Source organism: Burkholderia sp. BCC0097, from assembly GCF_902832985.1.
GTDB lineage: Bacteria > Pseudomonadota > Gammaproteobacteria > Burkholderiales > Burkholderiaceae > Burkholderia > Burkholderia orbicola.
In genome coordinates, this window is the sequence record NZ_CADFDM010000003.1 from 424944 (window position 1) to 450517 (window position 25574).

A 25574-nucleotide genomic window follows, 5' to 3' on the forward strand; every position below is an offset into this window, starting at 1 on the left:
CGAAGTACCTTTCATGGGGTCAGGACAGGAGGAAAAAGCCCAGCACCAGGTACATCGCGACGAAGCGCACGATGACGCCGAGGAACTGGCGTTGGGTCAGGTGGTGCTCGGCCCAGCCGACATAGGCAGTGCGCATCGCCCACACGCCCCACAGCAGCAGGATGGCGAAGACGAAGCCGAGCACGACGGTGGAGACGGCCCCGGGCGCGAAGCCGCCGTTGGCCGTGAAGGCGGCGACCTGATCGGCGGAAGGCGTCATGACGACGGCGCCTCCTTGGGCGACGTCGCAGGCGCCGCGTTACTGCGCGTGTAGTCACCGGCCAGCGGCACGGGATCACGCGGCTGGGCGCGTTGCGGAACGAGGTAGTCGCGCACGCCGGTGCGCACGCGCTCCAGGTCGGCGCGCAGCCGCGCGTAGTCGAAGTGGTAGCGGGCGCGCTCCTGCGGCGCGGTGGTGGCGGCGTGCTCGGCGAGGCGGTCCAGCAGTTCGAGCTGGCGCGTTACCGCGGCGAGCATCTCGCGCTCCGCAGCGTTGTCGGAGGCGTCAGCGGCGATGGCGGGCTGCAATCCGGCAGCGGCAAGCAGCAGCGCGGCAACACGCACGGCCCAGGGTGCCTCGACGGCGAAGCGCCGAACCTGCGCGGGATTGCGAGTGGTTTCCATCGAGCCGTTCTCCGAGGGATGCGGATGGCTCGATGCTCAAACGGCCGGTCTTCCGGCGCCGCAATCAATCGGAACCGGCCAGCCACCGCTTTCCGCGGCAAACTCCGCTGCAGAGGAAGGAATTTCCCCGATGACGTCGTCTTTAATGCACTACCGTCTGAGTGGAGGTGCAAGTCAAGACGATGATGGTTGTTGCGCTAGTGCTCTACTCCACGGGGAAGAATATCGACCCTTCGCCTGATCTCGGCACCAACTCTGCATACAGAGATCTACGCCCGATGATGACAGCGAGCACTGGCCGCTTGTCCCGACGCTGCGCTGCCAACAAAGTCCATTCAGATCTGTCAAGGCTAGAAGGCTGGGGATGGTCTTCCGGGTGGGTATGCCATTCGCCTAAATAGCGGACAGTTCCCTGACTCGCCGTCCATCGCGACAACGCAATAGCCTCATGACCAAACGGCATCCGCTCGAACAGATAGCGAAACCGCTTGTCCCACGCGGTAGGAACCGTCGCCTGCTCAATGAGCAAATGGGCTCCATGTACAGAACCAAGCAAGAGTCCGCCCGCTTCGCAGTCGGCATCACTAGCCTGGATATGCTGACTGAATGTCTCCAGCGTCTGGGTCGAAAAATGCAGCAACCTGCTCTTGTCGCCAGTTGCCCAGGACCCTAGGAATTGCATAGAGGGCAATCATGATCTCGCAGAGGATCGCAGTCAGGCGTGGCCAGATGATGGGTCTGGTCGATCAGCCGGGTCCGCAATGCAGGAGAGTGGACGCCCTTGACCCAATCAAGGGCCATCTCAGCACCCAAGCTGGCTGCCTGCACCGACACCGAAGCCGGAAATGGCACATACAAGCCCTCGCACCCGTGGCCTGCCAAGATGTTAGGCAGAGCATCAATGGTCGAGCGAAGTTCGCCTCTTCTGTGGCTCTGCCATAGGCATCGGTAGCACGCACCCGATGCGTTCGTTCTCAGGAGCGCACGCACAGCCGTTCCCGGCCCTTCGATCCAAACAGAAAGCATGGGCGTGGGAGCCCTGTAGCGGCCGCACAGCCAATGCCCGAGGGATTCTTCGCCGGTGGCATCGATGAGTAGGTCCAGCTTTCCCAGTTGGGCCTGTCTCACGTCCACGGGGAGCGCATGAACCTCGACGCCTGGCGACAAGCGCTTGAGTTCCTTCGCCATCGCCTCAGCCTTGTTCGACAACAGGTCCGGGAAGCCGAGCCGATGCCGTCCGATGTTCTGTGGAAGGAGGCCATCAAAATCCACCAGCGTGAGTTTCCCTCCGCATGATCCTGCCCCGGCCTTGACCAGCATGTCCGAGAGGTATCCGCCGATCGTGCCGCAACCCACAAGTGCGATTCGTTTCCCCGCCAACGTTTTCGACTTGGGGATGTTGCGCTGGGCCAGATACCGGTCATCGATCCTGATCACTGAGACGGGCATTACCTTCAGCCCAAAACTCGAATCCCTGCGATCAGCAAGCTTGGTCTTTTGACTCACTTGGTGGTCAAAGAGCACGGCAAAGCCGTAGGTCATCAGTGGCGATTCGATGATGATCAGGACGCCATTTGCTTTTTTGCTTTGCCCTTCCTTGATTCGTTCGTGAATCTTGCGCCGACACCGTGGGTCCAGGGTGCTTTGCCAAGCCAAGACGTCCCCCACCGTTTCGGGGGGCCAGTGGCTGGTTAGTGGGCGGGGTTGCGCGGTGGTCTTGACCCGGTATGTCAGCACCGTTTTATCAGTGACCTGGTAGCCGAGTGAATGCAACTTTCTTGTTGTTCGATCTTCGTTGTCGGTGATGAACCAGAGTGGATTCCCATTGGCTTGCGCAACGATACAGTTTTGTCGCCCCAGATCTTCGCCTTGCATGTCCACAAAACAAAGCCAGCCGTTCCAGTAGGCAAAGAACTCTTCGGCGAGATCTTCGATCATCTCGCCCTTCAAGATCTGCCCGAGCACCGCTGCCGCCCGTTGCAGGCACGCCAAGGACTGCCCTACAGGATCGTAGATGTCCAGCACGACAGTTCCCTTGGCCAGATAGCAAAGGCCGCCCTCCGCGCCAAGATGAGGAACTGCATTGGGCAGTTCAGGCGGAATTTCGAGCAGCCGAATGCGAGGCAGGTCGAAGAAGGTAGGGTCGAGCTGAACCTCACATGGAATGCCATCGTCCGCGCCGCACGGGATCAACGGCCCCCTCAGCTTGAACCAGCCGTCGTCCGTCTTGCCGACAAACTCGAAGCCTTGCAGCCTGAAGGCTTCGACCACATCGGAGACCACGGCGACGCTGCTCATCCGGCCTTCGTGCGCCCGACCAATTCGCTCGGACCAGCCGTAGCCGGCGCTGCGGCAATGGTGGCGACAACGGATACCACCTTGACCCGGTCCGGCTCGTTCGGAAAACGCGGACCGAATTCGCCTTGCATCCAGACGCAGGCCTGTGAAGGGCTGCCGGCGTTGGTGGCTCCGCGCAGCACTTTTTCGAATGCTTCGAACGCTTTCGCAGCCTCTTCGACGCCCTCTTTACCAAGGCGTGCAGTAAGCGACTCCGACTCATCAACGGGGTTGTTCACCCCCGCGCGCAGCCGGGCCGGCAATGCCGCGACGACATCCAGCAACGCCAGGTCGTCGCGCCGATCCCGCTTCTCGAATAGCGGAGCCGCAGCGGCCATCAACAGAATCGAAGCCGGTCCACCGCTCGACCACCGCCAATCGCGAAACGCCTTCAAGTAGCGAATCACGCGGCGGAACTGTTCGCCCTTGGCCTCCACCTCGCCCAAAAACCATTCCTTCACAGGCCTGGGGTCGGAGGGCATCCAGTTGCACTCGCGGTGAGCCAGGAGCACTTTATCAGCGGGCAATGCCGTCCAGGCATCCCGCTCTGCCATGTTCACCGCCTCCGTCAGCGAGTCATAGCCGTATCGCTCCATCGAGGCTTTCGCGAGCGTGACGAATTCTTCGTCGGGGATGGCGTACAACGGAATGTCGATGTGGGCATAGGCCGCAATGACAATCCGGATGCATGTCGGCTTGTCGGTGACAAGCTTCCAGTGCTTCTCCTCGACCAACAGCCTCAAGGCTTCTTCAGCAGCTGCAAAGAACACCGTTGTGGCCCTGCTGGGACGCTTCGTCTGCGAGACAAAACTCAACGGCAGATAGCAACCATCATCGACATCCGCCTGCTGGGGCCGTTGTGCCGGGCCGTTCAAGGTCTTGTACGCCCACGATCCTTGCGTGAAGAAGCGTGGCTGCGGCACGTCGTCCGTGTACCCGCGTTCGCGCAGCACGCGCGGAATTCCGGTGCGAAGGCAGTTCCTGACATCATTTCGGGCGCTGGCGATCCAGGCTCGTTGCTCGGGCGACAGATCCAGCTCGTCATGCATGCAGGATTCGTCATCGACGGTGGTAAAGAAAAGCGGGCTCAGGTTCAGCATTCGGCCTCCGGCACATTCTTGTTGGGGCCGTGATAGAAGGTGGGTGCGCCGGCCTGGTGCGCTCGAAACGGTTGGAAAAGAGGGTCGCCAAGCGCGCGCTGCGCTGCATGATTGCCGCGGTCCTTCAGCGTATTCGTGGCGCCGATGGAAACCCGGTCCAGCGACTTTACGTCCTTGCTTTGATCGGGCGTGGCCTTGTCGTCGATCTGGAAGTAGTTGCTACCCAACGACTGGCGCAGCATGTAGTCCACCGACGACTCCTGGGCAGAGATCACCAGATCGAACAGCCCTCCGCGCCACTTGCCGAATCCGCGGTCGAGGCTGGCGCCGCCACGGACGGTTGCACCGATCGTCATCGTGCCGATGGACAGCACCCGGACCAGTGCATTCTGTTTCGGCGCGAGGAACGTATTGACCTCGTGCAGCCCGAACAGTCCTGGCGCATTGCCGACCAGTCCTCCATCCGCAAAGACGCCACGATCGTTGCGCGCTAGCGGAAAGTAAACGGGCGCAGCGGCGGTCGCCAACGCCACATCCACGATCCTCATGCGGTGGTCCATCTCAAATGAGGGATGGTGAGGCGTTTTGAAGAACTGGCCGCGCCCCGTCGAGTAGTTGACGGCTGGCACGAGAACGCGGTGCTTCAAGTTGCCGATCGTGGCGTCTTGAAAGCGCTCGGTCAGCACGCCCCGCAACCCTGCGGAGTCGTGCTTGGCGGTCAACCAGAAGCCCAGAAGGCGCCGAGCGAGACTTCGGCAACCAAAGATGCGGGAGCCCTGTCGTTCGAACAAGGCTTTGAGTTCAATGGCGGGGATTTCCGCGGCCAGCCCCAAGGCCAGCATCCCGCCTGCAGAGGTGCCGCAGATCAGGTCGAAGTGCGAAGCGATGGGGCGGCCTAGCACGGCTTCAAGCTCGGCAAGAACCGTCGCTGTGTACAAGCCGCGATAGCCGCCCCCAGACAGGGCGAGCACATGGTAGGTGGGCACGCCCATCATGGCACTCAGCCCTTCGGCGGGAAGGAGTCGTTACCGTGGCTGTCCTTGTCACGGATGCGACCGTCCGGACGGTGGATGACCAGTTCGGACTGCTGGTTGCGTGCGATGTCCCGCGCCGCGTCAATGGCCTGCTGCTGCGTATCGTGCACGGAGGTTGCCCGTTGATTGCCGGCACCCTTGACGGCCCAACCGTCCTGGTGAGGAACTACATGCTGATTTTTGCCTGTCATGGCGAATTTCCTAAAGTTGAACCATCGAGACCCCGGCCAGCCGGCCGGGTTGCCAATGACCACCGGTTGAAGCAAAATTCGTTGCTCTTGCAGACAACGGGCGAGTCAAGCCAAATCAACTTGCTGCAGTCGTAGAACTCACTTCTGTTGTCTGGCTGGACAACAATGTATCAGACTTGGTGCCAAGCTGCAAATGGTGGGCTTGGTGCCGCAGAACGCAACTGCTTCGGACCGGACACACACCGTTGTCCGCCGCAGCCACAAGGAACGGAACGGATGTCACAAACAGGCCTGGGCGTCGCCCTCAAGACGCTACGCGAGCGCAGAACCCTCTCATTGCGCGAAATCGGTCAACTGTCTTCGGTGGACCATGCCTATGTCCACCGGCTGGAGTCCGGCGAAAAGACAAATCCGTCAGTGGACTTAGTCGAGAAGCTGCTGAAGGTTCTCAAACCAGGTGAAAGAGATGCTGCGCTGGTGATGTGGCTTGTCGACCATGCGGAGGCCGATCCCCGCCTTGTTGAATTCGTGCTGAACGATCCTTCCATCAGCATCGACATCTTTTCGGCTGCAGCAGGCGTGAGGCATCGTGGAAATACAAGGCCCGATCCCGCGACACTGATCGCCCGGATACAGCGAGCATTCGAGGACGAGGATGACTGAATATGGATGAAGCGGATGTCACACAGAAAGCACGGGCCTTTGTTGCGAAGGTTGATGTGTCCGGCATCCGAGAAGACCTGACGCCCTATGTGGTCGCGGCCAACGCCAAAGTCAAGAAAGAGGAGCTTAGTGAGGGGGAGTCCGGCTACACGATCACCAAGCCGAATGGCAAGCACGTGATCACGGTGAATTCGCTGGAGACAGAAGAACGCCAACGCTTCACCATCTGCCACGAAATTGCGCATATCGTCCTTGCGCTGGAATCGAGCCACGAAGAGGTGCCGTCCTGGTCCTATGCGAAGCGGCATCCGAACGAAATCGCATGCGACACTTTCGCCGCCGAGTTGCTGATGCCGTATCAGCAATGGCTATCGCTTGTGCCCAAGGAAGAACCTTCGCTGGAGCTGATCCAGGGCATGGCGGCGCTTTTCAGCACATCATTTCCCGCCGCTGCGTCGCGGTTCGCCTCCCTCAGCGACATCCCTTGCGCCTTCGTCACCATGGAGCGCGGTGCAGTGCGCTACGCGGCACGCTCCACCAGTTTGCGACAGGCTGGGGCTTGGATATCTCCCAGGTCTGCCATTCCTGTCGGCTCTGTGGCTCACCGTCTCCGTTCTTCAGGCAGCAGTGCTGCCGACACAGATGAGGTTGCACAAGACATCTGGTTCGACAACTGGGAAAAGGGCCTCGATCTCTGGGAACTCTCCAGGCACTACGCACGTACTGACACCACGACCTCGCTGCTCTGGTTCGACAGCGACGATTTACCTGAGGTCGAAGTGAACCGCTTCGGTGTACGCGTCGAGGACGACGGTGGCTTGGCTGAACTCACTGGGCAGCTACCGTGGCCGGGACGCAGCAGGCGCCGCTGAGGCCATTTGCGTTCGTGTGTCTGAGTGGCCACATGGCCTCGAAGATGTAGGGTGGATGCAGTGTCAAAGGTCAAAGGATGTTTGGTGTCGATGAGTCGCCATGAAGAGTGAGACGGAGATTATCTTGAACCGCTTTCACAGATACTTCTTGAACGTCGCCGACGCGATGCACACCGCGACGCCGAGCAGCGCCGCGCTGGGCAGCAGGATCAGCAGCGGATGCACGCTGACCGGCAGCGCGAGGTAAGTGACCCAGGGCAGCACCGCCAGCGGCATCAGGCTGGCTCTCGCCCGGTGGTAGACGAAGCCCGATTCGCGGCCGGCGCCGAAGCCACGCACGTCGCGGCGCACGAGCCCGTCCACCAGGCCGGTGAAGGCCGCCATCAGGAACAGCGGCAAGGTCAGGACCAGCACCAGCAGCCGCACGAGGAACACCAGCACTGTGTACGCCGAGGCGATCAGGTAGCTCTCGACATGCACGTAGAGCTGACCGATGTAGTAGCGGAAGTCCTGCGCCTGGCTGCGCGCGCCGGCACGCGATTGCGCCGCCGCGTCGCGTATCCAGTCCAGCAGGCCCGTTTTCACGAACAGTCCTTGGTAGGCCCACTCGACGAGCTGGAGGGCGCTGCGCCCCGGCTCCTGCACCAGCACGCTTTGCGTGAAATGCTCCGAGACCTGCGACAGCTCGTAGTTCAGCATGCCCTGCGCATGGCGCCAGCCCTGCTCGGGCCAGAAGAAGTGCATGCCGATGCACTCGATCGCGATGCACAGCACCAGCGAACCGGCCAACACCCCGAACAGCCGGAACGGCAGCGTGATGAGGCCTGCGATCAGGCCCTGCTGGCGAACCTGCTGGCGCTGGACGGCGACGGCGGGGTCGCTCATGCCGTGGCCCCTTCATCCGCGCTGGCCATCTGCTTGAAGTCGGCGAGCAAGTCGTCGGGCAGTGCTTGGTCCTGCAGTCCGGGAAGCCCATTGTTGTCCCACCAATCGCCGGCCTCAACGTAGTGCTGGCGCATGTAGCCGGCCAGCTCCTGCAAATCCTTGGGCATGGCCTCGTCGGGGTCGGGCGCCGGCAAGGGCATGCGCACCTTCCAGAGGTGCCCGCCCTCGATCAGTGCAAAGCACTGGCCCTTGGGCAGCCCGACCACGTGCGCCGGTTCAATCAGCGGCACGCTGTTGCTGCTGATGCGGTCCTGCGTGTTGGAGGTGAAGGCGGTGTTGCCGGTCGGGTCCGAGCTGTCGGTGGCGCCGCTCATCACCGTCGTCGTGTAGACCTCGACCTTGGGCAGTTGCCGCGTCAGCAGTTCGGCCGTGGCGGTCTCGCGCACGCGCAGCATGAACAGGTTGTTGAAGTTGCCCACCACCTGGCCCGCCTTCGCGCGGTTGCCGATGCGTGCCTCGATGTCCGAGAGGGTCTGCGTGTAGGCCGTGACCTGGACGCCCGCGCCGCCGCCCTTGTTGACCATGGGTATGAACTCGTCGCCCATGAGTTCGTTGAACTCGTCGGCATGGACGTTGATGGGCACCTTGATGCCCGTCGCGGCACCCGGCAGGCCGTCGTCGATGCCGAACTTGTAGATGTGACCCGCGACGGATACGAGGTCGGAGAACATCGAATTGCCGACCGCCGCCGCGACTTCCGCGTCCGACAGTGCATCGAGGCCGACATAGACCACGGCCCGCTTCCTGATGATCTGCATCCAGTCGAAGATCGGGCGTGGGTCGGCGAGGTCCGAATAGTTCGGCGCCAGCAACTGCGCGATCTTGCCGGTGGTCAGCTTCTCCAGCAGCGGTAGGAGCGATGCGACGATCTTGTCGAAGTACGTCCTGTCGTAGCGCACCGCGCTGCGCAGGCCGTCGAGCACAGGGTCGTAGATGCGCACCTGCGACAGGTACTGCTCCAGCGCGACGACGCGCTTCTCGCGGCCGATCATGTTGCGCGGGATGTTCTTGTCGTTCAGCTTGGCTTCGAGCTGGACGATGACCTCCCAGGCCTTGGGCTCGTTCCGGGCGAAGTAGTGCTGGGCGTACTCGATGAACAGCGCATCGATGTTGATGACATGGCGCTGGATCAGCAGGTAGTCGGGCCGCTGCCCCAGCTCGACCAACGCCCGCGCGATGATGTTGACGAAGCGCCAGGCGAACTCGCGGAACGCCGCGCTGTTGCCTTCACCGGAAAGCTGGCCGGCGATGCGCGTGGCAACTTCCGAGATGCGTCCGAAGCGGCCCACCGCGTTGTAGCGGGCGCTGATGTCCGGCCAGCCCAGGTGGAAAACGTAGAACTCGCCTTCGCGTCCGGCGCGCTTGGCCTCCACGTACATGCGCTTCAACAGATCCGCATCGCCCTTGGGATCGAAGACGATCACGACCTCGTGCTGTCCATTGACCTTGCGCCGGATGTCCTGCGTGATGAACAGCTCGGCCAGGCGGGTCTTGCCGACGCGCGTGGTGCCTAACACCAAGCTGTGGCCGACGCGCTCGGCCAACGGCAGGGTGACGTCGACCTCGTGCGGCTCGATGCCGTGCAGCCGCGGCAGGCCGCCCACCGGCGGCAGCGGCCGCGCCGGGTTCAGCGGGCTGTCCCAGGCCAGGGCCTTCGCCATCTTGGACAACGGGTACGGCGCGAACTCCAGGCGCTCTTCCATGCGCCGTGCCATCCGATAGATTGCCGTCGGCTCCACGTAGCGACGGAACTCCGACCGATACGTCTGCATCAGTCGGTGCGTGTGACGCTGGTCCCAGTGGAAGCCCCGGCCGACGAACAGCCGCTGCTGGCTGACCGGCACGTCGCGGCTGGTCATCACGTAGCGCGGCAGGCGCCGGATGTTGCGCCGGTAGCGCAGGATGGCCCAGGCGTCGCGAAAGCGCAGCGCGCCGAAGGTGAGGAAAGCGAGCGCGCTGCCCAGGCCCAGCAAGGGACTCAGCGCGAGCGACCACGGGGCCACCAGGCACAGAAACGCGGCGCCCGCACAGACCGCGACGGTGTATAGCTCCACCGCTGGCCGCAGCAAGACTTCGACGGCTTGGGACTGGGGCATGGCGGGTGCTTCACGTCACGTCAGGGCTCGATGCCGGTGGCGGTGATCAGCACCGGGTAGTGCTTGAGCCCCAAGCGCTGCGCCAGCTCGTCGCCCGAGGCCGGCGACAGCATCAAGCCCGGTGCGAGGCGACGCAGCGCGGCCAGGGCTTCGGGCGTCGCCACGTTGACCACCAAGCCCACGGCGCGTAGCGCCTGCAAGTCCTTGCCCCGTCGTTGGAGCCAGGCTCGTGAGCGGTCGTCGTCGCCGATCAGGAACAGCGGCGTCAGGCCCGGCGCGCGGATCACGCGGCGCGGCTCGTCGCCGGGTGTCAGCCGCATCGAGCGCACCGGCAGCATGGCCGCCTCGGCTTCGGCCGGGCCGCCAATGCGCGGCTTGGTTTGCGGCGTGGCTGGCTGACCGGGCTGCGCATCCTGCGGATTCAAGGCCCGGTAGTACGGCAGCGCCGAGGTGCCGCCTTTGTCCTCGACCACGATCAGCGGCGGGGAACTGTTCTTGGTAACGGGGCCGCGGTCCTGCGCGTCTGCGGTGGTGGCCAGCAGCGCCGCAGTCGCGGCGACGAGGATGCGGTTCATGGCATGGGACTCCGGGCAGAGGGAAGTGAGGCTCCCGGCCCGAGCACGCGGGTCAGGTGCTGGTGGACGCTGCGGCGGTAACGGGCGGCGGGCGCCCCGCCCGCGGGGCGGTGGTAGCGGCCGATGGCGACCAGCCAGTCCTCGCCCGGCGTGTGCTGCTCCTGCAGGATTTCCGCGGCGATGGCGAGGTTGCGGTATGGGTCGAGCAGCTCGCAGGGATGCGCGTAGCGGTGCGCGTGGTAGCCGAGGTTGACCTGGCCGAGGCCGGCGTCGATGCGGTTGACCGGCGTGCGGGCGAGCGCCCGGCGGATGCCGGCGCAGGCCTCGGCCCGCGTGGCATAGCGTTCGGCGCGGCCGGCGACGTTGAGCGTCCACGGCCACGGGATCAGCCGGCCGCGCAGCCGGGCGCCGCTCTCCTGCAGCGCCACCGCATACAGCACCGGCGACGGCACGCCCGCCTGCTGGGCGGCGAGCTGGTAGGCGGGTGGTGGCACCTCCTGGCCGAAGACGATGGCGGCATGGGCGCTGAGGCCGAGGACCAAGGCCGCGCAGCCTGCACGGCGGGTTACTGCCGCTGCCATTGGCCGTTGACCTCGCGCACCACGGCGGGCAGATCGCCGGGCAGGCCGAGCGACAGCCAGCGCCCGGCGTCATGGTTGAGCGTGATGGTGCGGGAGCGCACGCGGCCGGCGTCGATGCCGGCCTGCGTCGCCCACTGGCGGATGCGGGCGTCCTCCTGGCGGCTGCCGACCATGTAGAGGTCGAAGGCGGTGCCGGCCACCTGCAGCTGGCGCACGCGCTGCTCGCACGACGGGCACTCGGCCTTCACGAAAACCGCCAGCCGGCCCGAGCCCCGGTTGCCGGCGCCCGGCGCCTTCGCACCCGGCATGTTCACGCGCTGCTGTCCCGGATAGAGCCGCTTCCACGCCGCGTCGTAGGCCCGCTGGTAGGCCAGCGTCTTGCCCACGCGCTTCGATTCCGCCTGCACCTGCAGCTCCGCATAGCGGTTGCGTTCCTCGTCGCTGCGCGCCTCGATGCCCAGCGCCGTGAGCGGATCGAGGTTCGGGGAATAGATGCCCAGCGGCCCCTGCATCAGTTGGCGGTAGCGCGCCCACTCATCGGAGCGCAGGCCCCAATCGCGCGCCAGCCGTTCGTCCAGCGCGGCGTCGCTGCTGTTCTGAATCTGGGCGGGCACCGTGCGCGAGGACGCGACCGGCGCCGACTGTGCCGAGGCCGTGCCTGCCGTTCCTGCGACAGCGGCGAGGATGGCGGCGAAGCAGATCGCGGCGTGCTTCATGGCCGGCTCCTACGGCAGCGCGAGGCGCTGGGTCTGTCCATCCACGCGGAACACGGCGGCGCGCGCCTCGATCGCCAGCAGATGCCACGCGCCCACGGCATCGCCTTCGCGCAGCAGCCACACGTCCAGCACCGACGACGCCTTGGGTGCCGCCACCGACAGGAAGCGCTCGCCGCCGCGCAGCTCCACGCCCACGACGTTGAACGGCGGTTCGGGCACCTTGGGCTTGGCCGGCTCGGCGGTGCGCCGGGGTGCCGCGGCAGGCGCGGCGGTTCGCTTCATGCGAGCTTCGAGGTCGCCCATGCGCGCCTGCAGCGCCTGCAAGTCGCCGGCATGGGCGTCTGCGCCCTGGGTGTGCTCCACCTGTGCCAGGCGTTCGTCCAGCAACTTGCGGGCGGCCTCGAAGTCGGGTTGGGTGACGGGCTTGGGCTGGTTCTTCGAGGCCGCCGCCTGCTGTTCGAGTTCGGCGACGCGCGTGTTGAGCGCCTGCACGTGGGCATCCTGGGCGCTGGCCTGGCTTTGCTCGCTCAGGCGCGACAGGCCCACGCTGTTGACCACGGCCAGGATGCTCACGAGCAGCAGCCATGCGGCCGCTGTGATCTTCAACCAGCGCGCGCGGCCGGCGTTCTCGTCGGGAAGCTGCGGGATGGTCATGGCTGGGCCTCCTGGGGCACGTGGGAATCGGCGGGTTCGGCGGCCGGCGCGCTCGGTGCCGGAGCCGCGGGAATCGGGCTTGCGCTCGGCGCACGCGCAGTCGTCACGCGCGTGAAGCACACCGCGCGCGAAGCGTCATCGACGGACAACTCCCAGGCCGGGCCGGCGAGTGCCAGCAAGGCATCGCGCAGCGGCAGCGGCCCGAGCCGCAGGTGCGCCGCCGGCAGCGGCAACGCGTACAGCGCGGTCGCCTCCGTCGCGTCGCAGAGCCGGTAGCCGGTGCGCAGCAGCACGTGCCGAAGGGCATCGCCGACGCTCGCGTCCAAGATCGGCGGAATCGAAATCTCGATCACCTGTCGCAGCAGGTCGCGCTGTGCCGGTTCCGGCACCATCTCGACCAGCGTGTAGCGCCCGTAGCGGGCCACCGGGATCAGGCCCGGCTCGGGCTCCGGGGCGATGGTTCTGACCAACACCGCAGGCTCGGGGAGCGAGTCATGGACAGTGGGAGGGCTCGTCGTGCCCGTGGCGGCGCAGCCGGTGATGAGCACGCAGCCGGCCAGCAAGGCAGGCACAGCCAAGCGGTGAGCGACGCAGGTGAGTGGTTGCATGGGGCAATTCCCTGGAACACGGAGCCCTCACCATCGCCGCCGCGAAGCGTTCGGGCAGCAAACAAAGGGAACTGGCAGGCGCCCGACTTCATCGCGCGCCATCGATGCACGGAAAAAAGAAGCCGGCGCCCCGAAGGGCAGCCGGCGTGGGTGGGTGGATCAGGCCGCGACGAGTTGCCGGGCCAGTGCCACCTCGACGGAATCACCGTCCTGGTTCAGCACGTCCAATCCCGACTCGGGCACGTCTCCCGACGTGCTCTGCGAGACCATGATCTTTCGCGCCATCAGCCCCAGGCAGGTCATCTGCGAGGAAGCCGCGTAGCCGAGGTAGATCACGCGAACCGGCAGCTTCTGGCCGATGCGCCATGAGCGCCGGGCCGCCTGCTGCAGGCTGTAGACGTTGTAGCCCGACTGCATGAACACGATCGTCGGAAACTCCAACAGGTCCAGGCCGGTTTTCACCAGCTCGGGGTTCGTGATCAGCACGTCGATGCCGCGGTCCAACTGCTCGGCGATCCAGTCCTCGCGGCGGGAGGCATCCACGCTTGCGCGCAGCACCGCCACCTTGAAGCCTTCCTGCTCCAGCAGCACCTTCAAGCGCGACGTGGTGTCGCGCGTGCCGGTGTAGACCGAATAGACCAGCGTCTTGCGACCCGCAGCCTTCTCCTGCTTGCAGATCTCGATCAGCTCGCGCTCCTTGGGCATCACCTCCAGCTCGTTGAACTGAGCCGGAACGAAGGCCAAGGTCTGGCGTGTGCGCGGGTGCACCACCGTCTCCGACCGGAAGCAGCAATCCGGCCAGGCCAGCAGCACGTTGAGGACCACACCGAGCAGCGTCGTGTCGCGCTTGGCCAGCGCCTGTTTCAGCGCCGAGGTCAGACGAAACGACAGATCGCGATAAGCCGCGGCTTGCGCCGTGTCCATCGCCACCTCGCGGAACTCCTCGTCGTAGGACGGCAGCACGTTGCCGCCGATGTCCTTCAACTTGAGGAATACCGTGAACGGCAGGACGCAACGCAGCACGCCCTTCGGGCCGAAGCCCGGCGCCTTGACCGTGCGCACCGAGACCTTGCTGCCCTTGGCCGTCTTGTGCGCCGTGCCCGTGCTCTCGGAATAGATGTCCTTGAGGATGCCGTGATCCCTCATGAACGCCATCGCGGCCGAGGTCATGCTGCCGCTCTTGGTCGGGCGGTAGCCGTCTTCGATCATTCGCCCAGGCAGGGCTCGGAACAGCAGGTGGAACAGGTCGTCGCCGTAGCCGCCCATCAGCGTGCCAGTGAGCAGCAAGGCCTTGCGCGCCTTCGCTGCGAGCACGCCCATGGCCTGGCCTTGGGCGCTACCGCCGTTCTTGTACTCATGCGCCTCGTCGGCGATGAGCAGGTCGAACGTGCCTTGCGGCAAGTACCTTTTGATGAATTCGCTGGGCTGATACCCGCCCTCGCCGAAGCCGAACTCCATGTTCGCCATCGCCCGCTCCATGCGGTGCGCCTGACGATCCGAGAACACCAGCTCACCGTTGGCATCCATGAGGTTGATGAACTCGTGGATGTTGTCGCCCAGCATTGAGGCCAGGAAGCCGTCGCCGAACTTCTTCATCAGCTTATGCGCCGTGACCTCTCCGATGGTCGGGATGCGCTGCAAGGCTTTGAAGACGGCCGTGGACTGGTCGCTGGCGGACAGGCTCCGCGGTCGCATCAGCGTCCACAGCGGTGCGGCGCAATGGCTGCACCGGCGGCGGTAGTCCTCGGCTTCGAGTTCGACCGGGTTGATCGGCTCGCCGTCGAGATTGGTGATGACCTGGCCGCAGTCCGGGCATGCGCCCACTTCGCCGTGCCGCGTGCGCCGCACGTTGAAGACGGGCTTCCAGTGGAAACCCATGCGCATCCGCACGCGACCGAGAACGTAGAACTCCTGGCCGCGTACCGGCACGCCCAATTGCTCGCGCAGTTTGATGAGCTTGACCAGCGTGTCCGGGCCATTGAGCACCCAGACCTTGGCGCCGGCCACCGTCTCCTGGATTTCCCGGCGCCATTTGTAGACCAGGTGAGGCGGCGAGAGGATCAGCGTGCGGCGATAGCCTTCGGCGTGCAGCACGGCCGCCGTGGCGATGCCGACCGTGGTCTTGCCGCAGCCCATCTCGCCATTGACGATCGCGGCGCGTTCGCCGCGGTCGGCCAGCAGCTCGGTAACGGCATGCACCACCTCGGCCTGCGCGCCGAACAGCTTGCGCTTGAGACTGGCCAGCACGAGCTGGCGATGCGGCCGGGCCTGGCCGGTGTAGACGGGAGGGTTGGCGCGGTTGAGCGAGTCCAGCAGCTCGTCGCCGAATTCGGCAACGAAATCCTGAAGGCTCATCGCCAGGGGAGAAGCAGTCGCTTCGAGCACGTCGCTCTGGACGGGCGTGCCATCAGCGGCGGGAACGACTTCGGTATCGAGGGACATGGTGATGCTCCAAAGAAGATGGGGCATGCACCTCCCCCTGCGGGGCGATGGCATGCCCCGGGGTGGGAAGAGAAGAACGGCGCGAAGCCGCAGTGGAAGAACAGATCGACGGCGACCGTCAGGGAACAGCGATCAGCGGATGGTCAACACCTCGCCGCAGGTCGGCGAGCCTGGTGTCATGTCCCAGGCACGGATGACCGGCACGAACTTGTCGGTCAGGATGCGCGTCTCGGCCACGGAACCGTCGTCGCGCTCGGTGTACTCCGTGTGCAAGGTCTTCTCCTTGTGGGTGTCGCCTTTGACGACGAGCACGCGGCCCGTCTTGGACTTCACCACTCCGGAGATCGCACCTGCGGCGAGTGCCAAGGCGAGATGCCAATGCGATAAACCTCGCGCCGGGGACCGCAGCGACTGCTGCGCGGCGCCCAGGTGCGTGTCGAGCGTCGGCCAGAGCCCTTGCAGTCGGCCGACTTCCTCGGCGAACTGCTCGGGCTCCATCGTCACGCGGTAGAAGTGCTCCGGCTCGGCCGTGGCAGGCACCGTGTAGGGCAGGAACGGCCATTCGACTGGCAGCTCTTCCGCTTCGGCGTCGCCAAGACCTATCTGCAGCAGCAGCGCGCGCGTGGCCTTGACAGACTCCGATGCCTGGTCGCGCTGGCGAACCTTGCGACCGAAGATCACGACCTGCTTGAACTGCGTGTCCACCGCGCGGTAGATGCGCAACTCGGCGAAGTGCCGGGTCAGCCATCCGACCAGCTCGGCGTCGAGCACGTAGTGCGGGACGATGTAGATCAGCACGCCGCCGTACTGCAACAGCGGCAGCGCCTTCTGATAGAACAGCTTTTCCAGCCGAGCGCGGCCCTGGCCCTGGTAGCCGACGTTGCCGTTGGTGTCCTTGGACAGGTCGCCATACGGCGGGTTGAGCCACAGCAGGCCGAAGCTCTGCCGGCTGATCAGTGTGTCCATCAGGTCGCCGTGGATGCAGCGATCGACCAGTTGCCGGGCATGGCGTGCGCGCTCGGCCTCGTACTCGACGGCGAAGGCCTGGACCTGCTCGCGCCCGAGGGCGTGCGCGGCTTCGGCGATCGCCACGCCTTCGCCGGCGCAGGGATCGAGGATGCACAGCGGCCCGGCCGAGGCCTCGGCGGGCGCCAGTGCGGTGAGTGCTCTTTCGAGCGTGGGTTCATCCGTGGGGAAGTACCCGTTCTTGACGAAGTTGCGGGCGAGCCGCGGGAACATGAGGGCCATGGGAATCTCCTGGCATTGAAGATGAAGGGATGCGGACATGCGCGCGTGCATGTCCGGTGAAGGAACCTCAAGCCACCGCTTCGAGCGGTTGCGCCGAGGGGGTGCGGCTGGCGGGTGCGCCGCCGACGAGCGCGCCGCTGCGGATCAGGCCGCCCAGCACCTCGGTCAGCGTCGGCACGTCGATGGCGAGCCGATGGCCTTCCAGAGGCCCGAGGGCGAACGGCAGGCGCGTCAGCATCGACTTCGCCTGCAGCAGTTCCAGTACGCTGTCGCGCCAGGGATCGAGAAGCGGCAGCGGGCACGTGTCCCGCACCAGCGTCCACAGCCGGTCGAGCCGGTGCGTGGAATCGCGAGGCAGGAGCGCCAGTGCGCTGGCGTTGGCCTTGTCGGGTTTGACGCAGCGCCGATCGAACAGCCAGATGTTGGTCAGCGAGCCGAACAGCGTGCGCCGGTAGGCGCGTGCGCTGCGTTTCTCCAGGTTCTCGACGTTGCCGACGAAGACCGGGATGCTGGCGCCCTGCTCGGTGATGACGTGGAACTGATCCAGTCCCTGTTCGTCCCGGCCCAGGGTGAGGCGGGCCAGGAATTCCTGGACGGCGGTGTCGCGCGCCCAGAGGGAGATGAAGACCAGGTTGCCGTTCTCGTCACCGACGACGCCATCGGCCATCAGGTCGGGGCATTCGTCGATGCGATAGAGCGTCTTGGGGGAAGAAGGTGCAGGCATGGTGATGTCCTCGAAGTGAGCGGAGACAGCACCAACCGCGAGGGCAGTCACTGCCCCAGGGGGATGGAAGAAGACGCGGTGAGCGTCGTGGTGAAGAATCAGACCGTGCGTCGCAACGCACCGTAGCCTTGAAGGTCTGGACTACCTGGGCATGTTGTCGGCAACGCCGACGGACATGGGACATAGCCTGCGCCAAGGTGCGCCTACAGCGGGAGCGGAAAACCGACCCAGCGTCCAACCCTGTTTGCGCTGGCGCATCGCCCGCGGCCTGGAAGGACGGCCATAAAAGAAAACCGCCCCGGGAACACCGAGGCGGCAAAGATGACTGCTTGGCTCAGGGAGGAAAAGCCAGGGAGGTATGCAGTCGAACCGCAATTTTCGCGGCGGCAGCGAATTGCCGCATTAGGGTTACACCGAACCAAACTGAACGTGGTGCGCTGGCAGCACAGCGCCGCCAAAGAAAAAGCGGACCATGCCGCGAGGCACGATCCGCTTGTGGGTCAGGCTTTGAGCTGACGCAGGCCATCCGCGAGCAGCCAAAGCGCCCGGTTGAGCCGGACGTTCTGGTCGATGCCCTGAACGGGTCGCGTGCGCTGCTGGCGCCCGTTGGCGGCACGGCCAGTCAGGCCGCCCTTGACCAGGTTCTCCTGAACCCGGTTGAAGACCGACCAAAGATCGGCACGGTTGTCGTCGAAACGACGAGGCCGCAGGATCTGCGTCTCCGTGATGGGCAAGGCCTTGCCCGACTCGTCGTACTTCAAGGTCAGCGCCGACCTGGCGAAGACTTCGGCCTCGCCGTCGTCGAGGGTGATGACGCGCATGGCGTCGCGCGAGTCCTGCACGCGCTCGAAGCCGTGCAGCACCTCGTAGGCGCCTTCGATCACGTGATCGGTGACGTTGCCCTTGTGGGGCACGCGCACGTCGGCGAAGGTGTCGCCGCACACCAGGCCGTTGTGGCAGACGAATCTGAACATGCCCGCGAGCATCTGGTAGCTGCTGGTGCCGTCGTGCGAGTTGAGCAGGATGATCTCGTTCGCCTCGGCGCCGTTGATCTGGCTGGCGTGGCGAAGGCGCAGCATGTGCTTGGTGTAGTCGCGGCGATCCTCGTGTCGCACGCGGGTCTGGCACACCATGAACGGCTGGAAACCTTCTCTGCGCAGTTCGGTCAGCACAGCCGCCGTGGGGATGTAACTGTACCGTTCGGAGCGGCTTTCGTGCGGGGTGTCCGCGAAGATGGATGGGGCCACGGTGCGAATCTGATCGTCCGACAACGGATGGTCGGCGCGCAGCACCGGGGAACGAGGGGCGAAGCGAGATGCGAGTTGCATGATGATCTCCTTGCGGAATGGAGCAATCGGCATCCAGCGGCCGAGGCCGGATGCGTGCGATTGCGTAGGACGAAGAAAAGCCCTGCTGAACAGGGCCTGATGAAAGGGATGAAGAAGTGCGCCGCGTGAAGGCCGGCCTATGGGTTCGGAACCGGCTCCCAGCCGCGGCTGTGCGGGTTGAAGCAAAGCGCTTCCTGGCCTTTGAGGATCGGCGTGAAGCCGTCGAGAAAGACGTGTCGCAGGTACAGCGCGCGGTAGGTCAGTGCCTGCCACGCCTGTTCTTCGCTCAGGCCGTTGGCGATGAAGTGCTCGCGCAGTTCGTCGTCGTCGGAAACCTCGTTGTTGGCCAACTGGTCTTCGACGAAGCGAAGCAGCTCGGGCCGCAAGGACGACATGAGGGTGTCCATGTTCGCCTCAGTCGGTGGCTGCATCGCCGGCCGCTTTGCGCGTCGGCTGCTGGTGGAAGGCATGCACCCTTGCGCGCCAGGTGGCGCAGCGCTGCGGCGCCATGTCGAGATAGCGCAGCGGGCACGAGTAGTAGTACGGGTGCTCGGCCTCGACCAGGAACTTGTAGCCCCATTCGCGGCCCTCGCTTTCCAGCAGATGGCAGCCGATCAAGGTGGCCGACTCGCCGGGTGCGAGACCCAGGACGCCGGCCTGCTTGGCGGTGACGCGCGCCACCGTCCACAGCACGTTGCCGACCAGCGTGTGGTCGATGACCTCACTGCGCGACCGCTCGGTTTCCTCGGTTGCGGTCAGCTCGCGGATCAACTGATCGCGCGTCAATCGAACGAATGTCCAGCCCATGGAATGACTCCTGTGAGAAAGGGCCGGAGTCCTCCCGCCGGGGAAGGAGCCCCGGCGGGTGGTGGAAAGCCGCAGGCATGCGGCGCGAAATGGCGATGGGATCAGACCCTGGTGAGGTGCCAGTCCTGGGACAGCGGAGCGAACTCGTAGCCCAGGTCGCCGAGGCGGTCGCGCTGCTGACGCAGCACGCGCCGATCCACGGTGGCATCGAGCTTGACGACATCGCCCAGCGGCCAGAGTGTGCCGAACAGCGCCGCGTCGCCGTCGTCGTCCGCATGGGCCGTAGCCTCGGCAGACGCAGCAGCCGGCTCGCTGCCGAACGGCGTGGTATCGACCAGCGGGTCGCGCGAGCTGCGCGCCTTCTTCCGGCCGGCCGCCTTGGGGGCGGTCGTCGGCGTCGGCGTGGCGGTCTGCGCTTCCTCGTCGATCGGATCGACTTCCTGCGGACTCAGCCGGCGGGCGTCGTCACGGCTCAGGGCGTCGATGTTGGACAAAGTCATCCCACCCAGGAGGGCGCGGATCTCAATGACCATGCGGCCGTTGGCGGCGTACGTGGACGGGCGAATCTCCGCGATGGCGAAATCGCCCTCGTACTTGCCTTCGGCGTACTGGTCGAGTTCGGCGTTCTTCACGACGAACTCGCCGATGGAGGTCGCAAGGCGCCCGACGTTGAAGTCGCCGTTACGGCCGTGGATGGTCTTGATGGCCAATTGGCCGGGAATGGTGATCATGAAGAACTCCTGCGGACGAAGCTGCGATCACGCACACGGCCGTCATGGCGACGGTCGCATGCGCACGCGAGTGGGAGAAGACAAGGCCCCGGACTCAATTCAGAGTCGGGGCCTTGCGGATCAGAACGACTCGGCAACTTCCAATGCAGGCGCATCGGCAGTGGCTTCGTCGGCAGCTTCGGCGGCGGGCCTGGCGGGCTCGAACGCAGCGGCTTGCGGCTCAGCGAACGTCGCGGGGACATCCGTGTTACGCACGTCGCGTTCGTCGCGCTGGTCGGCATCGGTCGGCTTGGGCTCGGCCTTGTAGACGAGCTTGCCGTCGACCTTGATCCAACTGACGAACAGCAGGCGGGCCTTGAAGCTCACCCCCTGCTCGCCGGCACGCTTGCCCTTGGAGTAGGTGAAGGTGTCGGCCCACAGGTCGCCCAGACGGAAGCCGATCATCACTTTCTTCTCGGCATCGACCGCTTGGATGCAGCGGCGCACGAGGTGCTGCGCTTCGGAGCCCGAGACGCGCGTGTCGAAACGCACGTAGGCCACGTCATCGCTGGGGCCGTTGAGCGCCGCGATGTCGCAGGCCAGGAACGCATCGCCTTTCTTGGGCTTCACTTCGCGGATGCGATTGAGATACCCGAGTCCGGTGATGTGCAGGTCGAAGTAGGACTTGTCGGTGGAAGTGGTCATGGTGAATCTCCTGAGAACAATGAGGCGGAGACACACCCGACCCAAGGCGGGGAAGGTGTGGAACCCCCGCGTGGGTTGAAGGAACAGCTTGGGTGGCATCACCATCGGGAGAACCGATGGCTGTTCGCGCTGGGATGCCGGAGCGAACTGGTTGATCAACGCGGTCGGAACCGCGTCGCAGTCTTGAAGATCGAGACTGCCTGGGCATGCTGCTGACGGGCGTCAGCGGAACATGGCGGCAGCGTGGCGCCAGGCGCGCGCCCGCGCGAGCGGCAATCGGCACCGGCGGCTGTCCGCATTAGTGGCACCCTCTCGCCACCGGGTTGGGCAGGTACTGCCGCTTGCGGACCAGCATCTCGAAGGGCTCGCCCGCGCGGCTGGCGGTATCGAAGTCCACCACCACGAAGCCCGGTTCGATGGGCCGGTACTCCAGCCAGTGGATCGGCACTTGCCAGTGCTCGGCGCAGTCGCGCACGAAGCGCAAGGTGGCTTCCACTTCTTTTCCGGTGTTGGCGAAGCAGACGACGGCATCTGCGGGCAGGCCGCCGTTGGCTTGCAGCACGCGCCAGAGCATGTACGCGCTGGTGCGGCCGCCGCTGAAGCTGATGCAGGTCGGTTGCTCGATCTTGAACGGGTCTCGCATGCAGGCGTCACCAGGCGGTGGCACCGGCAGATGCCGGCGTGAGCGGCCCGAGCCGGACTGGAGACGAGCGCGTGCGATGCGGCCATGGGCCGCGGCACGAGATAAAGAGAAGCCCCCGTGAAGGGGGCTGGGAAGCAGTACGGTCAGTGGCCGGCCGGTGCAGCGGATACCGCCTGCATCGACAGGTGCGTGACCGTGGCCGACACTTCGAGGTCGTCCTCGCTGTGCAGGATACGGGTGAGGACCCGTTCCTGCAGGGCGAAGAACTCGCCGAAGTCGTCGCCGCCGAATTCGGCGCGCGCCAGTTCCCACCAGTCGTCGAACGCATCGACATCGGGGTTGCAGCCCACGGCGTAGGCGATGGTCTTGCGCCGCCCATCGGGCCGGCTCTCGCCGTGCTCGGCCATGAAATACACGCCCTGGTCCTTGACCAGGATGACGCGGCACTGGTTGGCCGCCGCCTCGGCAAGCACGGGCCGAAGCTCGGTGCCTTTGAATCGAACAGTCATGGAAGTGGTCTCCAACGGTGAAGGAAGAAGGTTTCCCGCCGCGAGGACGGGAAGCCGCTTGGGGACGTGAGGGGATCAGTGCTGGACGGGCTTGCGACCGGACAGGCGCTGTACGCGGATGAGGCGCCAGCTCCCGTCGTCGATCAGCCGCTCCAGCACCTGGCCCAAGGTGTCGAAGAACACTTCATCGACCCGCTCGACCAGCTCGCCTTCGCGATGCAGCTCCACCGCGTAGGTGTCGAGGCCGCGTTCGTAGAGCACGGTGACGCGCCCCTGGAACTTCGCCGAAGCGACGGTGAAGCCGATGGCCGGCGGCGTGGCGATGATGTTGCTGGGGCTCGGATCGACCACCGTGAAGTCCCGCGCGCCGGCATCCACCAGCAGGTGCGTGATGCGGCGGAATCCATCGGGCGCGGGCAACTGCTCCAGTTGGTGGATCAGCTCCTGCAGCTCGGGGCACTGCGGCTCGGGGATCGGCAGCTTGGCCGGCGCGGAACCCAGGATGAGCCGCTTCACCGTGTACGGCTGGCCGTCGGCGGTGAACTCAGTGCTCTCCTCGGGCGTATCCGCGCGCAAGCCGTCGAAGCGGCGCCGCGCATACGGTTCGACCTGCACCTTGGCGCCTTCGTCGGGCACGTCGGTGACGAGGGCCTTGTCGAGCACCGCGAACTCGGCCCGCCCCGTCTTGACGACGATGGCCTCGTCGGTGGTGGCGATGACCTTGCCCTCGAAGGGCTTGGGATCAACGTGGAAGCCCAGCGTCGAAACCTTGGGCTGGCCGTCGAAGATGTTGAACTTGAAGCTGCGGACGTTGGAAGGCACGTGGCCGCGAACCAGCGTCGGCATCTGTGCGCGGATGGCTTGGGTATCCATGGAAGACTCCTTGTGGCAACCAAGGGACTTCCGCCCGCAAGGGAGGTGTGTCCCTTGGGGGTGAGGTGGATGGACGCGACATGCGCCCGGAGAAGGAATAGCAACCAGCACGGCGAACCGTGCCGCAGCCTCGAAGGTCTCGACTGCCTGGGCATGCTTGCCGGCAACGCCAGCGAACATGCGAGCAGCGTGCGTCAGGCGTGGGCCAGCGACGCGGGGGAATCGGCACTGCGCGTCCACCGGCTTCGTCCAGAAAGAATACGAGCCCCGCGTGGGGGCTCGAAAGGTGGTGTCAGTCGTCGTAGATCGGCAGGCCGTCCAGCACCTGCGCATCGGCATCGAAGACCAGCATGCGCACGTCGGCGAGCGCGGCCAGGTGCAGCACGTGCATGAGGGATTCCGGCATGCCCTTCTTGCGATGCTCCTGCATCAGCCGCTTGGCCGTGATGCCTTCGACCGCGCGCAGGTTCTCGTCGGTCCAGGGCGTGGCGATCAGCTTCAACCCGATGGCCGGGCCGTACGGGATGCGGAAGGCGACGAACAGGAACAGCGTCGGCGTGGCGATGTCCGCCAGTTCGGCGAGGAAGCGGTGTGCGTCGGCGTCGAGGTGCGCGCTGCTGATTTCCCAGCACCGGCTGTAGTAGCCGGTTTCATAGCGCAGGCGCCGCACGACTTCCCGCGCCGCTTCTTCGGAGTAAGTGTCGCCCACGTGCAGTGGCTTGCCGTCTTCCTCGGCCATCACGGCATAGACCACGTTGCGGGCGAGCCCGTGGCTGCGGCATTGCGCCTGCAACTCGTTGGGGACCACCTGGTCCTCGGTGATCAGCACGAAGTCGTCCGAGAAGATGCAGGCCCGCCGTTCGACCTGGCTGTCCGGCAGATTCGACTGCGAAGGATGCAGCGGCAGGTAGGTCAGCGGGCAGTCGTCGTCGTAGGAGATGGCGAGCAGCCGCTGGACGGACAGGCCGTCGTAGCCGCGGACAAAGGGATTGTTGTTCGAGTAGGACATGGGATTTCTCCAGCAGGGGATGGCCGAGGCAATCCCCTGCTGGGGATTGAACCCCAGCGGGTGGATGAAGTGGCAGCCGGTCAGCCGGCAGCGGTAGAGGACGGGTCGCCCAGCGCCTTCAACAGGTCGAGCAGGCCGCCATTCGCAAGCTGGTACAGGCGGTTGTAGTCGTCGCCGGTCGGCGCCTGCTCCAGGCGATCCAGCCGCGCATCCAGGTTGAGGATGCTCTGGTGCACGTTGCGGGCGATGCTCAGCGCGGAAGGTTTTCCGGCCGGCTTAGGTGCATCGAGCACCGAAAGGACTTCAGCGGGCGATGGGTAGCGGCAGTCGGGTCCGTACTCGACCGGGAACACCTCGCGCCCGGTCAATCCGGTATTCGGGGTTCCGCTGCTGACATGCAGCACATACTCGTCGGGCACATCATTGCCGGCGTAGTCGAACACCACGATGCGCGGCTTGCGCACGTCGGCCGGCCAGCCTTCAAGGATGACCGCATCGATGTCGTCGTCGGTCACGAGCAGACCGATGGAAAAGTCAGGGGACATGAATCACTCCTTTCAAGAAAAGGAGGGACATGGCCCCATGCAGGGACGCATGTCCCTCGTGGGGTGGGAAGAAAAGAAGAACGTCGGCAGGCCGCAGCGCGGCTCACCAGCCGTTGTAGTTCAGCGTCAGGTCGGCGACGACCTTGCGCCGTTCCAGGTCGAGGCCGCCCAGGTCGGACAGACCCTCGAAGCCGCAACGCTTGAGCATCGCACCGCCCTCGCGGGCGTTGTAGAAGCTCACCATCGCGGACAGGAACATCCGCTGGCCGCTGCTCAGGACGCCGAGGGCATCGTTGAGCATCAGCAGCTTCGGCCGCAGATCCCACTTGGTGGTGGCACGCTGCAGGCCTTCGCGGGTGCCGTCGCCGAACCATTCGGCTCCGGCGATGTCGACGCCGCGTTTCCACGCCTCGAAGAAGGCTTGGGGCGCGGCGGCGAAGTGCTGGTGTTCCAGCTCGATCTGATCAAGTACCTCTTGAGGCAGGGCACGGTTCATGACATGGGCTCCTGGTGGTTGGACATCACGGGTGGAGGCGCTGCTGCCAGCGGCCCGTTTGCAGGGCGTGCTCGGCGGCGTGGTGCGAGCGGAAGTAGCTGACCGACTCCCGCGAGACCGGGCCGTCCGCATCGGCGGTGCCGATGTAGTGGCCGGCTGCGCTGCACAGCACTTGCAGGGGCAGGCGCTTGCCGACGCAGGCCAGGGCCTGGTAGCCGATGGATTCGGCTCGGGCCTGTTCAGCACTCAAAGGTGCCGATGCGAGCGCAAGGGACATGGTTTTCTCCTGTTGGTTGAAGACCGGGAGCACCACGCCCTGACGGGAGCGGATACCTCCCGAAGGGTTGAACATGAAAAGCACCCGCGTCGTGGCGACGCGCGTCCGCGGTGGTCGGTGCGAAGCGGACTGGATCGGTCAACGCGGCGAACCGCGTTGCAGCCTTGAGGACCGGGGCTGCCAGGGCATGGTGCTGACGACCGTCAGCGACACATGCGGGAAG

Annotated in this window: 31 protein-coding genes; 2 read left to right on the forward strand and 29 right to left on the reverse strand. The window is 65.2% G+C overall.

Features of this window, described 5'->3' with window-relative positions; genetic code table 11:
• Positions 1-19: 19 nt before the first annotated feature.
• From HWX07_RS11655 to HWX07_RS11685, 7 genes are all read right to left on the reverse strand, one after another.
• Entirely contained in the window at positions 20-259 is a 240-nt protein-coding gene (locus tag HWX07_RS11655; protein WP_003454790.1) for a TIGR03758 family integrating conjugative element protein, read from the reverse strand.
• Positions 256-663: an RAQPRD family integrative conjugative element protein gene (locus HWX07_RS11660; protein WP_004265602.1), complete on the reverse strand. Its 408-nt coding sequence runs from the start codon at positions 661-663 to the stop codon at positions 256-258. The genes HWX07_RS11655 and HWX07_RS11660 overlap by 4 nt, the downstream gene beginning before the upstream one ends.
• A gap of 205 nt (positions 664-868) precedes the next feature.
• On the reverse strand, positions 869-1345 hold the full coding sequence (locus HWX07_RS11665; protein WP_003454794.1) for a Mov34/MPN/PAD-1 family protein: 477 nt from the start codon (positions 1343-1345) through the stop codon (positions 869-871).
• Entirely contained in the window at positions 1333-2961 is a 1629-nt protein-coding gene (locus tag HWX07_RS11670) for a ThiF family adenylyltransferase (protein WP_003454796.1), read from the reverse strand. The genes HWX07_RS11665 and HWX07_RS11670 overlap by 13 nt, the downstream gene beginning before the upstream one ends.
• Positions 2958-4100 carry a cyclic GMP-AMP synthase DncV-like nucleotidyltransferase gene (locus HWX07_RS11675; protein WP_003454798.1) on the reverse strand — a complete coding sequence of 381 codons (1143 nt, stop codon included), beginning with the start codon at positions 4098-4100 and terminating at the stop codon, positions 2958-2960. Before HWX07_RS11675 ends, HWX07_RS11670 begins: the two co-directional genes overlap by 4 nt.
• On the reverse strand, positions 4094-5095 hold the full coding sequence (locus tag HWX07_RS11680; RefSeq protein ID WP_004265593.1) for a CBASS cGAMP-activated phospholipase: 1002 nt from the start codon (positions 5093-5095) through the stop codon (positions 4094-4096). The genes HWX07_RS11675 and HWX07_RS11680 overlap by 7 nt, the downstream gene beginning before the upstream one ends.
• Before the next feature lie 5 nt (positions 5096-5100).
• Complete coding sequence (locus HWX07_RS11685; protein ID WP_003454802.1) at positions 5101-5325, reverse strand: DUF2188 domain-containing protein; 225 nt, start codon at positions 5323-5325, stop codon at positions 5101-5103.
• A gap of 276 nt (positions 5326-5601) precedes the next feature.
• Here HWX07_RS11685 and HWX07_RS11690 point away from each other — a divergent pair, with 276 nt between their 5' ends.
• Both HWX07_RS11690 and HWX07_RS11695 read left to right on the forward strand, forming a co-directional pair.
• Positions 5602-5988, forward strand: coding sequence for a helix-turn-helix transcriptional regulator (locus HWX07_RS11690; protein ID WP_003454804.1), 387 nt, complete (start codon positions 5602-5604; stop codon positions 5986-5988).
• Positions 5989-5990: 2 nt separating this feature from the next.
• Positions 5991-6860 carry an ImmA/IrrE family metallo-endopeptidase gene (locus HWX07_RS11695; protein WP_003454806.1) on the forward strand — a complete coding sequence of 290 codons (870 nt, stop codon included), beginning with the start codon at positions 5991-5993 and terminating at the stop codon, positions 6858-6860.
• A gap of 135 nt (positions 6861-6995) precedes the next feature.
• Here the strand turns inward: HWX07_RS11695 and HWX07_RS11700 are convergent, their stop codons facing one another.
• From HWX07_RS11700 to HWX07_RS11805, 22 genes are all read right to left on the reverse strand, one after another.
• Positions 6996-7745, reverse strand: a complete 750-nt coding sequence (locus tag HWX07_RS11700) for a TIGR03747 family integrating conjugative element membrane protein (RefSeq protein WP_004265580.1) — start codon at positions 7743-7745, stop codon at positions 6996-6998.
• Positions 7742-9901: a type IV conjugative transfer system coupling protein TraD gene (gene traD / locus HWX07_RS11705; RefSeq protein ID WP_004265579.1), complete on the reverse strand. Its 2160-nt coding sequence runs from the start codon at positions 9899-9901 to the stop codon at positions 7742-7744. Before traD ends, HWX07_RS11700 begins: the two co-directional genes overlap by 4 nt.
• A gap of 20 nt (positions 9902-9921) precedes the next feature.
• The gene (locus HWX07_RS11710) at positions 9922-10476 is read right to left on the reverse strand and encodes an integrating conjugative element protein (protein WP_004265578.1); all 555 of its coding nucleotides are present in this window, start codon (positions 10474-10476) and stop codon (positions 9922-9924) included.
• The gene (locus HWX07_RS11715; protein ID WP_016451647.1) at positions 10473-11057 is read right to left on the reverse strand and encodes a transglycosylase SLT domain-containing protein; all 585 of its coding nucleotides are present in this window, start codon (positions 11055-11057) and stop codon (positions 10473-10475) included. The genes HWX07_RS11710 and HWX07_RS11715 overlap by 4 nt, the downstream gene beginning before the upstream one ends.
• A complete protein-coding gene (locus tag HWX07_RS11720) occupies positions 11042-11773 on the reverse strand; it encodes a TIGR03759 family integrating conjugative element protein (RefSeq protein ID WP_004265574.1) in 732 nt (243 codons plus the stop codon). Before HWX07_RS11720 ends, HWX07_RS11715 begins: the two co-directional genes overlap by 16 nt.
• 9 nt (positions 11774-11782) lie before the next feature.
• Positions 11783-12427 (reverse strand): hypothetical protein, encoded by a 645-nt coding sequence (locus tag HWX07_RS11725; RefSeq protein WP_004265569.1) that lies wholly within the window; start codon positions 12425-12427, stop codon positions 11783-11785.
• Positions 12424-13035 carry a PilL N-terminal domain-containing protein gene (locus HWX07_RS11730; RefSeq protein ID WP_016451646.1) on the reverse strand — a complete coding sequence of 204 codons (612 nt, stop codon included), beginning with the start codon at positions 13033-13035 and terminating at the stop codon, positions 12424-12426. Before HWX07_RS11730 ends, HWX07_RS11725 begins: the two co-directional genes overlap by 4 nt.
• A gap of 159 nt (positions 13036-13194) precedes the next feature.
• Positions 13195-15477 carry a helicase-related protein gene (locus HWX07_RS11735; RefSeq protein ID WP_016451645.1) on the reverse strand — a complete coding sequence of 761 codons (2283 nt, stop codon included), beginning with the start codon at positions 15475-15477 and terminating at the stop codon, positions 13195-13197.
• Between the two features lie 132 nt (positions 15478-15609).
• Positions 15610-16725 (reverse strand): DUF6094 domain-containing protein, encoded by a 1116-nt coding sequence (locus tag HWX07_RS11740; protein WP_004265560.1) that lies wholly within the window; start codon positions 16723-16725, stop codon positions 15610-15612.
• A gap of 67 nt (positions 16726-16792) precedes the next feature.
• Positions 16793-17449 (reverse strand): hypothetical protein, encoded by a 657-nt coding sequence (locus HWX07_RS11745; RefSeq protein WP_004265557.1) that lies wholly within the window; start codon positions 17447-17449, stop codon positions 16793-16795.
• A gap of 500 nt (positions 17450-17949) precedes the next feature.
• Positions 17950-18777 carry a DUF932 domain-containing protein gene (locus HWX07_RS11750; RefSeq protein ID WP_004265548.1) on the reverse strand — a complete coding sequence of 276 codons (828 nt, stop codon included), beginning with the start codon at positions 18775-18777 and terminating at the stop codon, positions 17950-17952.
• Positions 18778-18914: 137 nt separating this feature from the next.
• Positions 18915-19184: a hypothetical protein gene (locus tag HWX07_RS11755; RefSeq protein ID WP_054475729.1), complete on the reverse strand. Its 270-nt coding sequence runs from the start codon at positions 19182-19184 to the stop codon at positions 18915-18917.
• A 7-nt stretch (positions 19185-19191) separates the two neighbouring features.
• Entirely contained in the window at positions 19192-19584 is a 393-nt protein-coding gene (locus HWX07_RS11760) for a hypothetical protein (protein WP_003454873.1), read from the reverse strand.
• Between the two features lie 101 nt (positions 19585-19685).
• A complete protein-coding gene (locus HWX07_RS11765; RefSeq protein ID WP_175876374.1) occupies positions 19686-20315 on the reverse strand; it encodes a DUF3275 family protein in 630 nt (209 codons plus the stop codon).
• A gap of 120 nt (positions 20316-20435) precedes the next feature.
• Positions 20436-20999 (reverse strand): STY4534 family ICE replication protein, encoded by a 564-nt coding sequence (locus tag HWX07_RS11770; protein ID WP_003454879.1) that lies wholly within the window; start codon positions 20997-20999, stop codon positions 20436-20438.
• A 298-nt stretch (positions 21000-21297) separates the two neighbouring features.
• Positions 21298-21642 (reverse strand): hypothetical protein, encoded by a 345-nt coding sequence (locus HWX07_RS11775; RefSeq protein ID WP_003454883.1) that lies wholly within the window; start codon positions 21640-21642, stop codon positions 21298-21300.
• Between the two features lie 143 nt (positions 21643-21785).
• The gene (locus tag HWX07_RS11780) at positions 21786-22151 is read right to left on the reverse strand and encodes a DUF3085 domain-containing protein (RefSeq protein WP_003454886.1); all 366 of its coding nucleotides are present in this window, start codon (positions 22149-22151) and stop codon (positions 21786-21788) included.
• Between the two features lie 75 nt (positions 22152-22226).
• On the reverse strand, positions 22227-23024 hold the full coding sequence (locus HWX07_RS11785; protein ID WP_003454887.1) for a hypothetical protein: 798 nt from the start codon (positions 23022-23024) through the stop codon (positions 22227-22229).
• A gap of 292 nt (positions 23025-23316) precedes the next feature.
• Complete coding sequence (locus HWX07_RS11790) at positions 23317-24033, reverse strand: hypothetical protein (protein WP_016451644.1); 717 nt, start codon at positions 24031-24033, stop codon at positions 23317-23319.
• 80 nt (positions 24034-24113) lie between these two features.
• Entirely contained in the window at positions 24114-24578 is a 465-nt protein-coding gene (locus tag HWX07_RS11795; RefSeq protein ID WP_004265538.1) for a hypothetical protein, read from the reverse strand.
• Between the two features lie 103 nt (positions 24579-24681).
• On the reverse strand, positions 24682-25074 hold the full coding sequence (locus tag HWX07_RS11800; protein WP_003454890.1) for a hypothetical protein: 393 nt from the start codon (positions 25072-25074) through the stop codon (positions 24682-24684).
• Between the two features lie 25 nt (positions 25075-25099).
• The gene (locus HWX07_RS11805) at positions 25100-25351 is read right to left on the reverse strand and encodes a hypothetical protein (RefSeq protein ID WP_003454891.1); all 252 of its coding nucleotides are present in this window, start codon (positions 25349-25351) and stop codon (positions 25100-25102) included.
• Positions 25352-25574 lie beyond the last annotated feature (223 nt).

Bases quoted from the DNA above. Each gene is read 5' to 3' on its own strand.
- HWX07_RS11655 (WP_003454790.1), bottom strand. From the start codon at position 259: ATGACGCCTTCCGCCGATCAGGTCGCCGCCTTCACGGCCAACGGCGGC.
- HWX07_RS11660 (WP_004265602.1), bottom strand. From the start codon at position 663: ATGGAAACCACTCGCAATCCCGCGCAGGTTCGGCGCTTCGCCGTCGAG.
- HWX07_RS11665 (WP_003454794.1), bottom strand. From the start codon at position 1,345: ATGCAATTCCTAGGGTCCTGGGCAACTGGCGACAAGAGCAGGTTGCTG.
- HWX07_RS11670 (WP_003454796.1), bottom strand. From the start codon at position 2,961: ATGAGCAGCGTCGCCGTGGTCTCCGATGTGGTCGAAGCCTTCAGGCTG.
- HWX07_RS11675 (WP_003454798.1), bottom strand. From the start codon at position 4,100: ATGCTGAACCTGAGCCCGCTTTTCTTTACCACCGTCGATGACGAATCC.
- HWX07_RS11680 (WP_004265593.1), bottom strand. From the start codon at position 5,095: ATGATGGGCGTGCCCACCTACCATGTGCTCGCCCTGTCTGGGGGCGGC.
- HWX07_RS11685 (WP_003454802.1), bottom strand. From the start codon at position 5,325: ATGACAGGCAAAAATCAGCATGTAGTTCCTCACCAGGACGGTTGGGCC.
- HWX07_RS11690 (WP_003454804.1), top strand. From the start codon at position 5,602: ATGTCACAAACAGGCCTGGGCGTCGCCCTCAAGACGCTACGCGAGCGC.
- HWX07_RS11695 (WP_003454806.1), top strand. From the start codon at position 5,991: ATGGATGAAGCGGATGTCACACAGAAAGCACGGGCCTTTGTTGCGAAG.
- HWX07_RS11700 (WP_004265580.1), bottom strand. From the start codon at position 7,745: ATGAGCGACCCCGCCGTCGCCGTCCAGCGCCAGCAGGTTCGCCAGCAG.
- traD (WP_004265579.1), bottom strand. From the start codon at position 9,901: ATGCCCCAGTCCCAAGCCGTCGAAGTCTTGCTGCGGCCAGCGGTGGAG.
- HWX07_RS11710 (WP_004265578.1), bottom strand. From the start codon at position 10,476: ATGAACCGCATCCTCGTCGCCGCGACTGCGGCGCTGCTGGCCACCACC.
- HWX07_RS11715 (WP_016451647.1), bottom strand. From the start codon at position 11,057: ATGGCAGCGGCAGTAACCCGCCGTGCAGGCTGCGCGGCCTTGGTCCTC.
- HWX07_RS11720 (WP_004265574.1), bottom strand. From the start codon at position 11,773: ATGAAGCACGCCGCGATCTGCTTCGCCGCCATCCTCGCCGCTGTCGCA.
- HWX07_RS11725 (WP_004265569.1), bottom strand. From the start codon at position 12,427: ATGACCATCCCGCAGCTTCCCGACGAGAACGCCGGCCGCGCGCGCTGG.
- HWX07_RS11730 (WP_016451646.1), bottom strand. From the start codon at position 13,035: ATGCAACCACTCACCTGCGTCGCTCACCGCTTGGCTGTGCCTGCCTTG.
- HWX07_RS11735 (WP_016451645.1), bottom strand. From the start codon at position 15,477: ATGTCCCTCGATACCGAAGTCGTTCCCGCCGCTGATGGCACGCCCGTC.
- HWX07_RS11740 (WP_004265560.1), bottom strand. From the start codon at position 16,725: ATGGCCCTCATGTTCCCGCGGCTCGCCCGCAACTTCGTCAAGAACGGG.
- HWX07_RS11745 (WP_004265557.1), bottom strand. From the start codon at position 17,449: ATGCCTGCACCTTCTTCCCCCAAGACGCTCTATCGCATCGACGAATGC.
- HWX07_RS11750 (WP_004265548.1), bottom strand. From the start codon at position 18,777: ATGCAACTCGCATCTCGCTTCGCCCCTCGTTCCCCGGTGCTGCGCGCC.
- HWX07_RS11755 (WP_054475729.1), bottom strand. From the start codon at position 19,184: ATGGACACCCTCATGTCGTCCTTGCGGCCCGAGCTGCTTCGCTTCGTC.
- HWX07_RS11760 (WP_003454873.1), bottom strand. From the start codon at position 19,584: ATGGGCTGGACATTCGTTCGATTGACGCGCGATCAGTTGATCCGCGAG.
- HWX07_RS11765 (WP_175876374.1), bottom strand. From the start codon at position 20,315: ATGATCACCATTCCCGGCCAATTGGCCATCAAGACCATCCACGGCCGT.
- HWX07_RS11770 (WP_003454879.1), bottom strand. From the start codon at position 20,999: ATGACCACTTCCACCGACAAGTCCTACTTCGACCTGCACATCACCGGA.
- HWX07_RS11775 (WP_003454883.1), bottom strand. From the start codon at position 21,642: ATGCGAGACCCGTTCAAGATCGAGCAACCGACCTGCATCAGCTTCAGC.
- HWX07_RS11780 (WP_003454886.1), bottom strand. From the start codon at position 22,151: ATGACTGTTCGATTCAAAGGCACCGAGCTTCGGCCCGTGCTTGCCGAG.
- HWX07_RS11785 (WP_003454887.1), bottom strand. From the start codon at position 23,024: ATGGATACCCAAGCCATCCGCGCACAGATGCCGACGCTGGTTCGCGGC.
- HWX07_RS11790 (WP_016451644.1), bottom strand. From the start codon at position 24,033: ATGTCCTACTCGAACAACAATCCCTTTGTCCGCGGCTACGACGGCCTG.
- HWX07_RS11795 (WP_004265538.1), bottom strand. From the start codon at position 24,578: ATGTCCCCTGACTTTTCCATCGGTCTGCTCGTGACCGACGACGACATC.
- HWX07_RS11800 (WP_003454890.1), bottom strand. From the start codon at position 25,074: ATGAACCGTGCCCTGCCTCAAGAGGTACTTGATCAGATCGAGCTGGAA.
- HWX07_RS11805 (WP_003454891.1), bottom strand. From the start codon at position 25,351: ATGTCCCTTGCGCTCGCATCGGCACCTTTGAGTGCTGAACAGGCCCGA.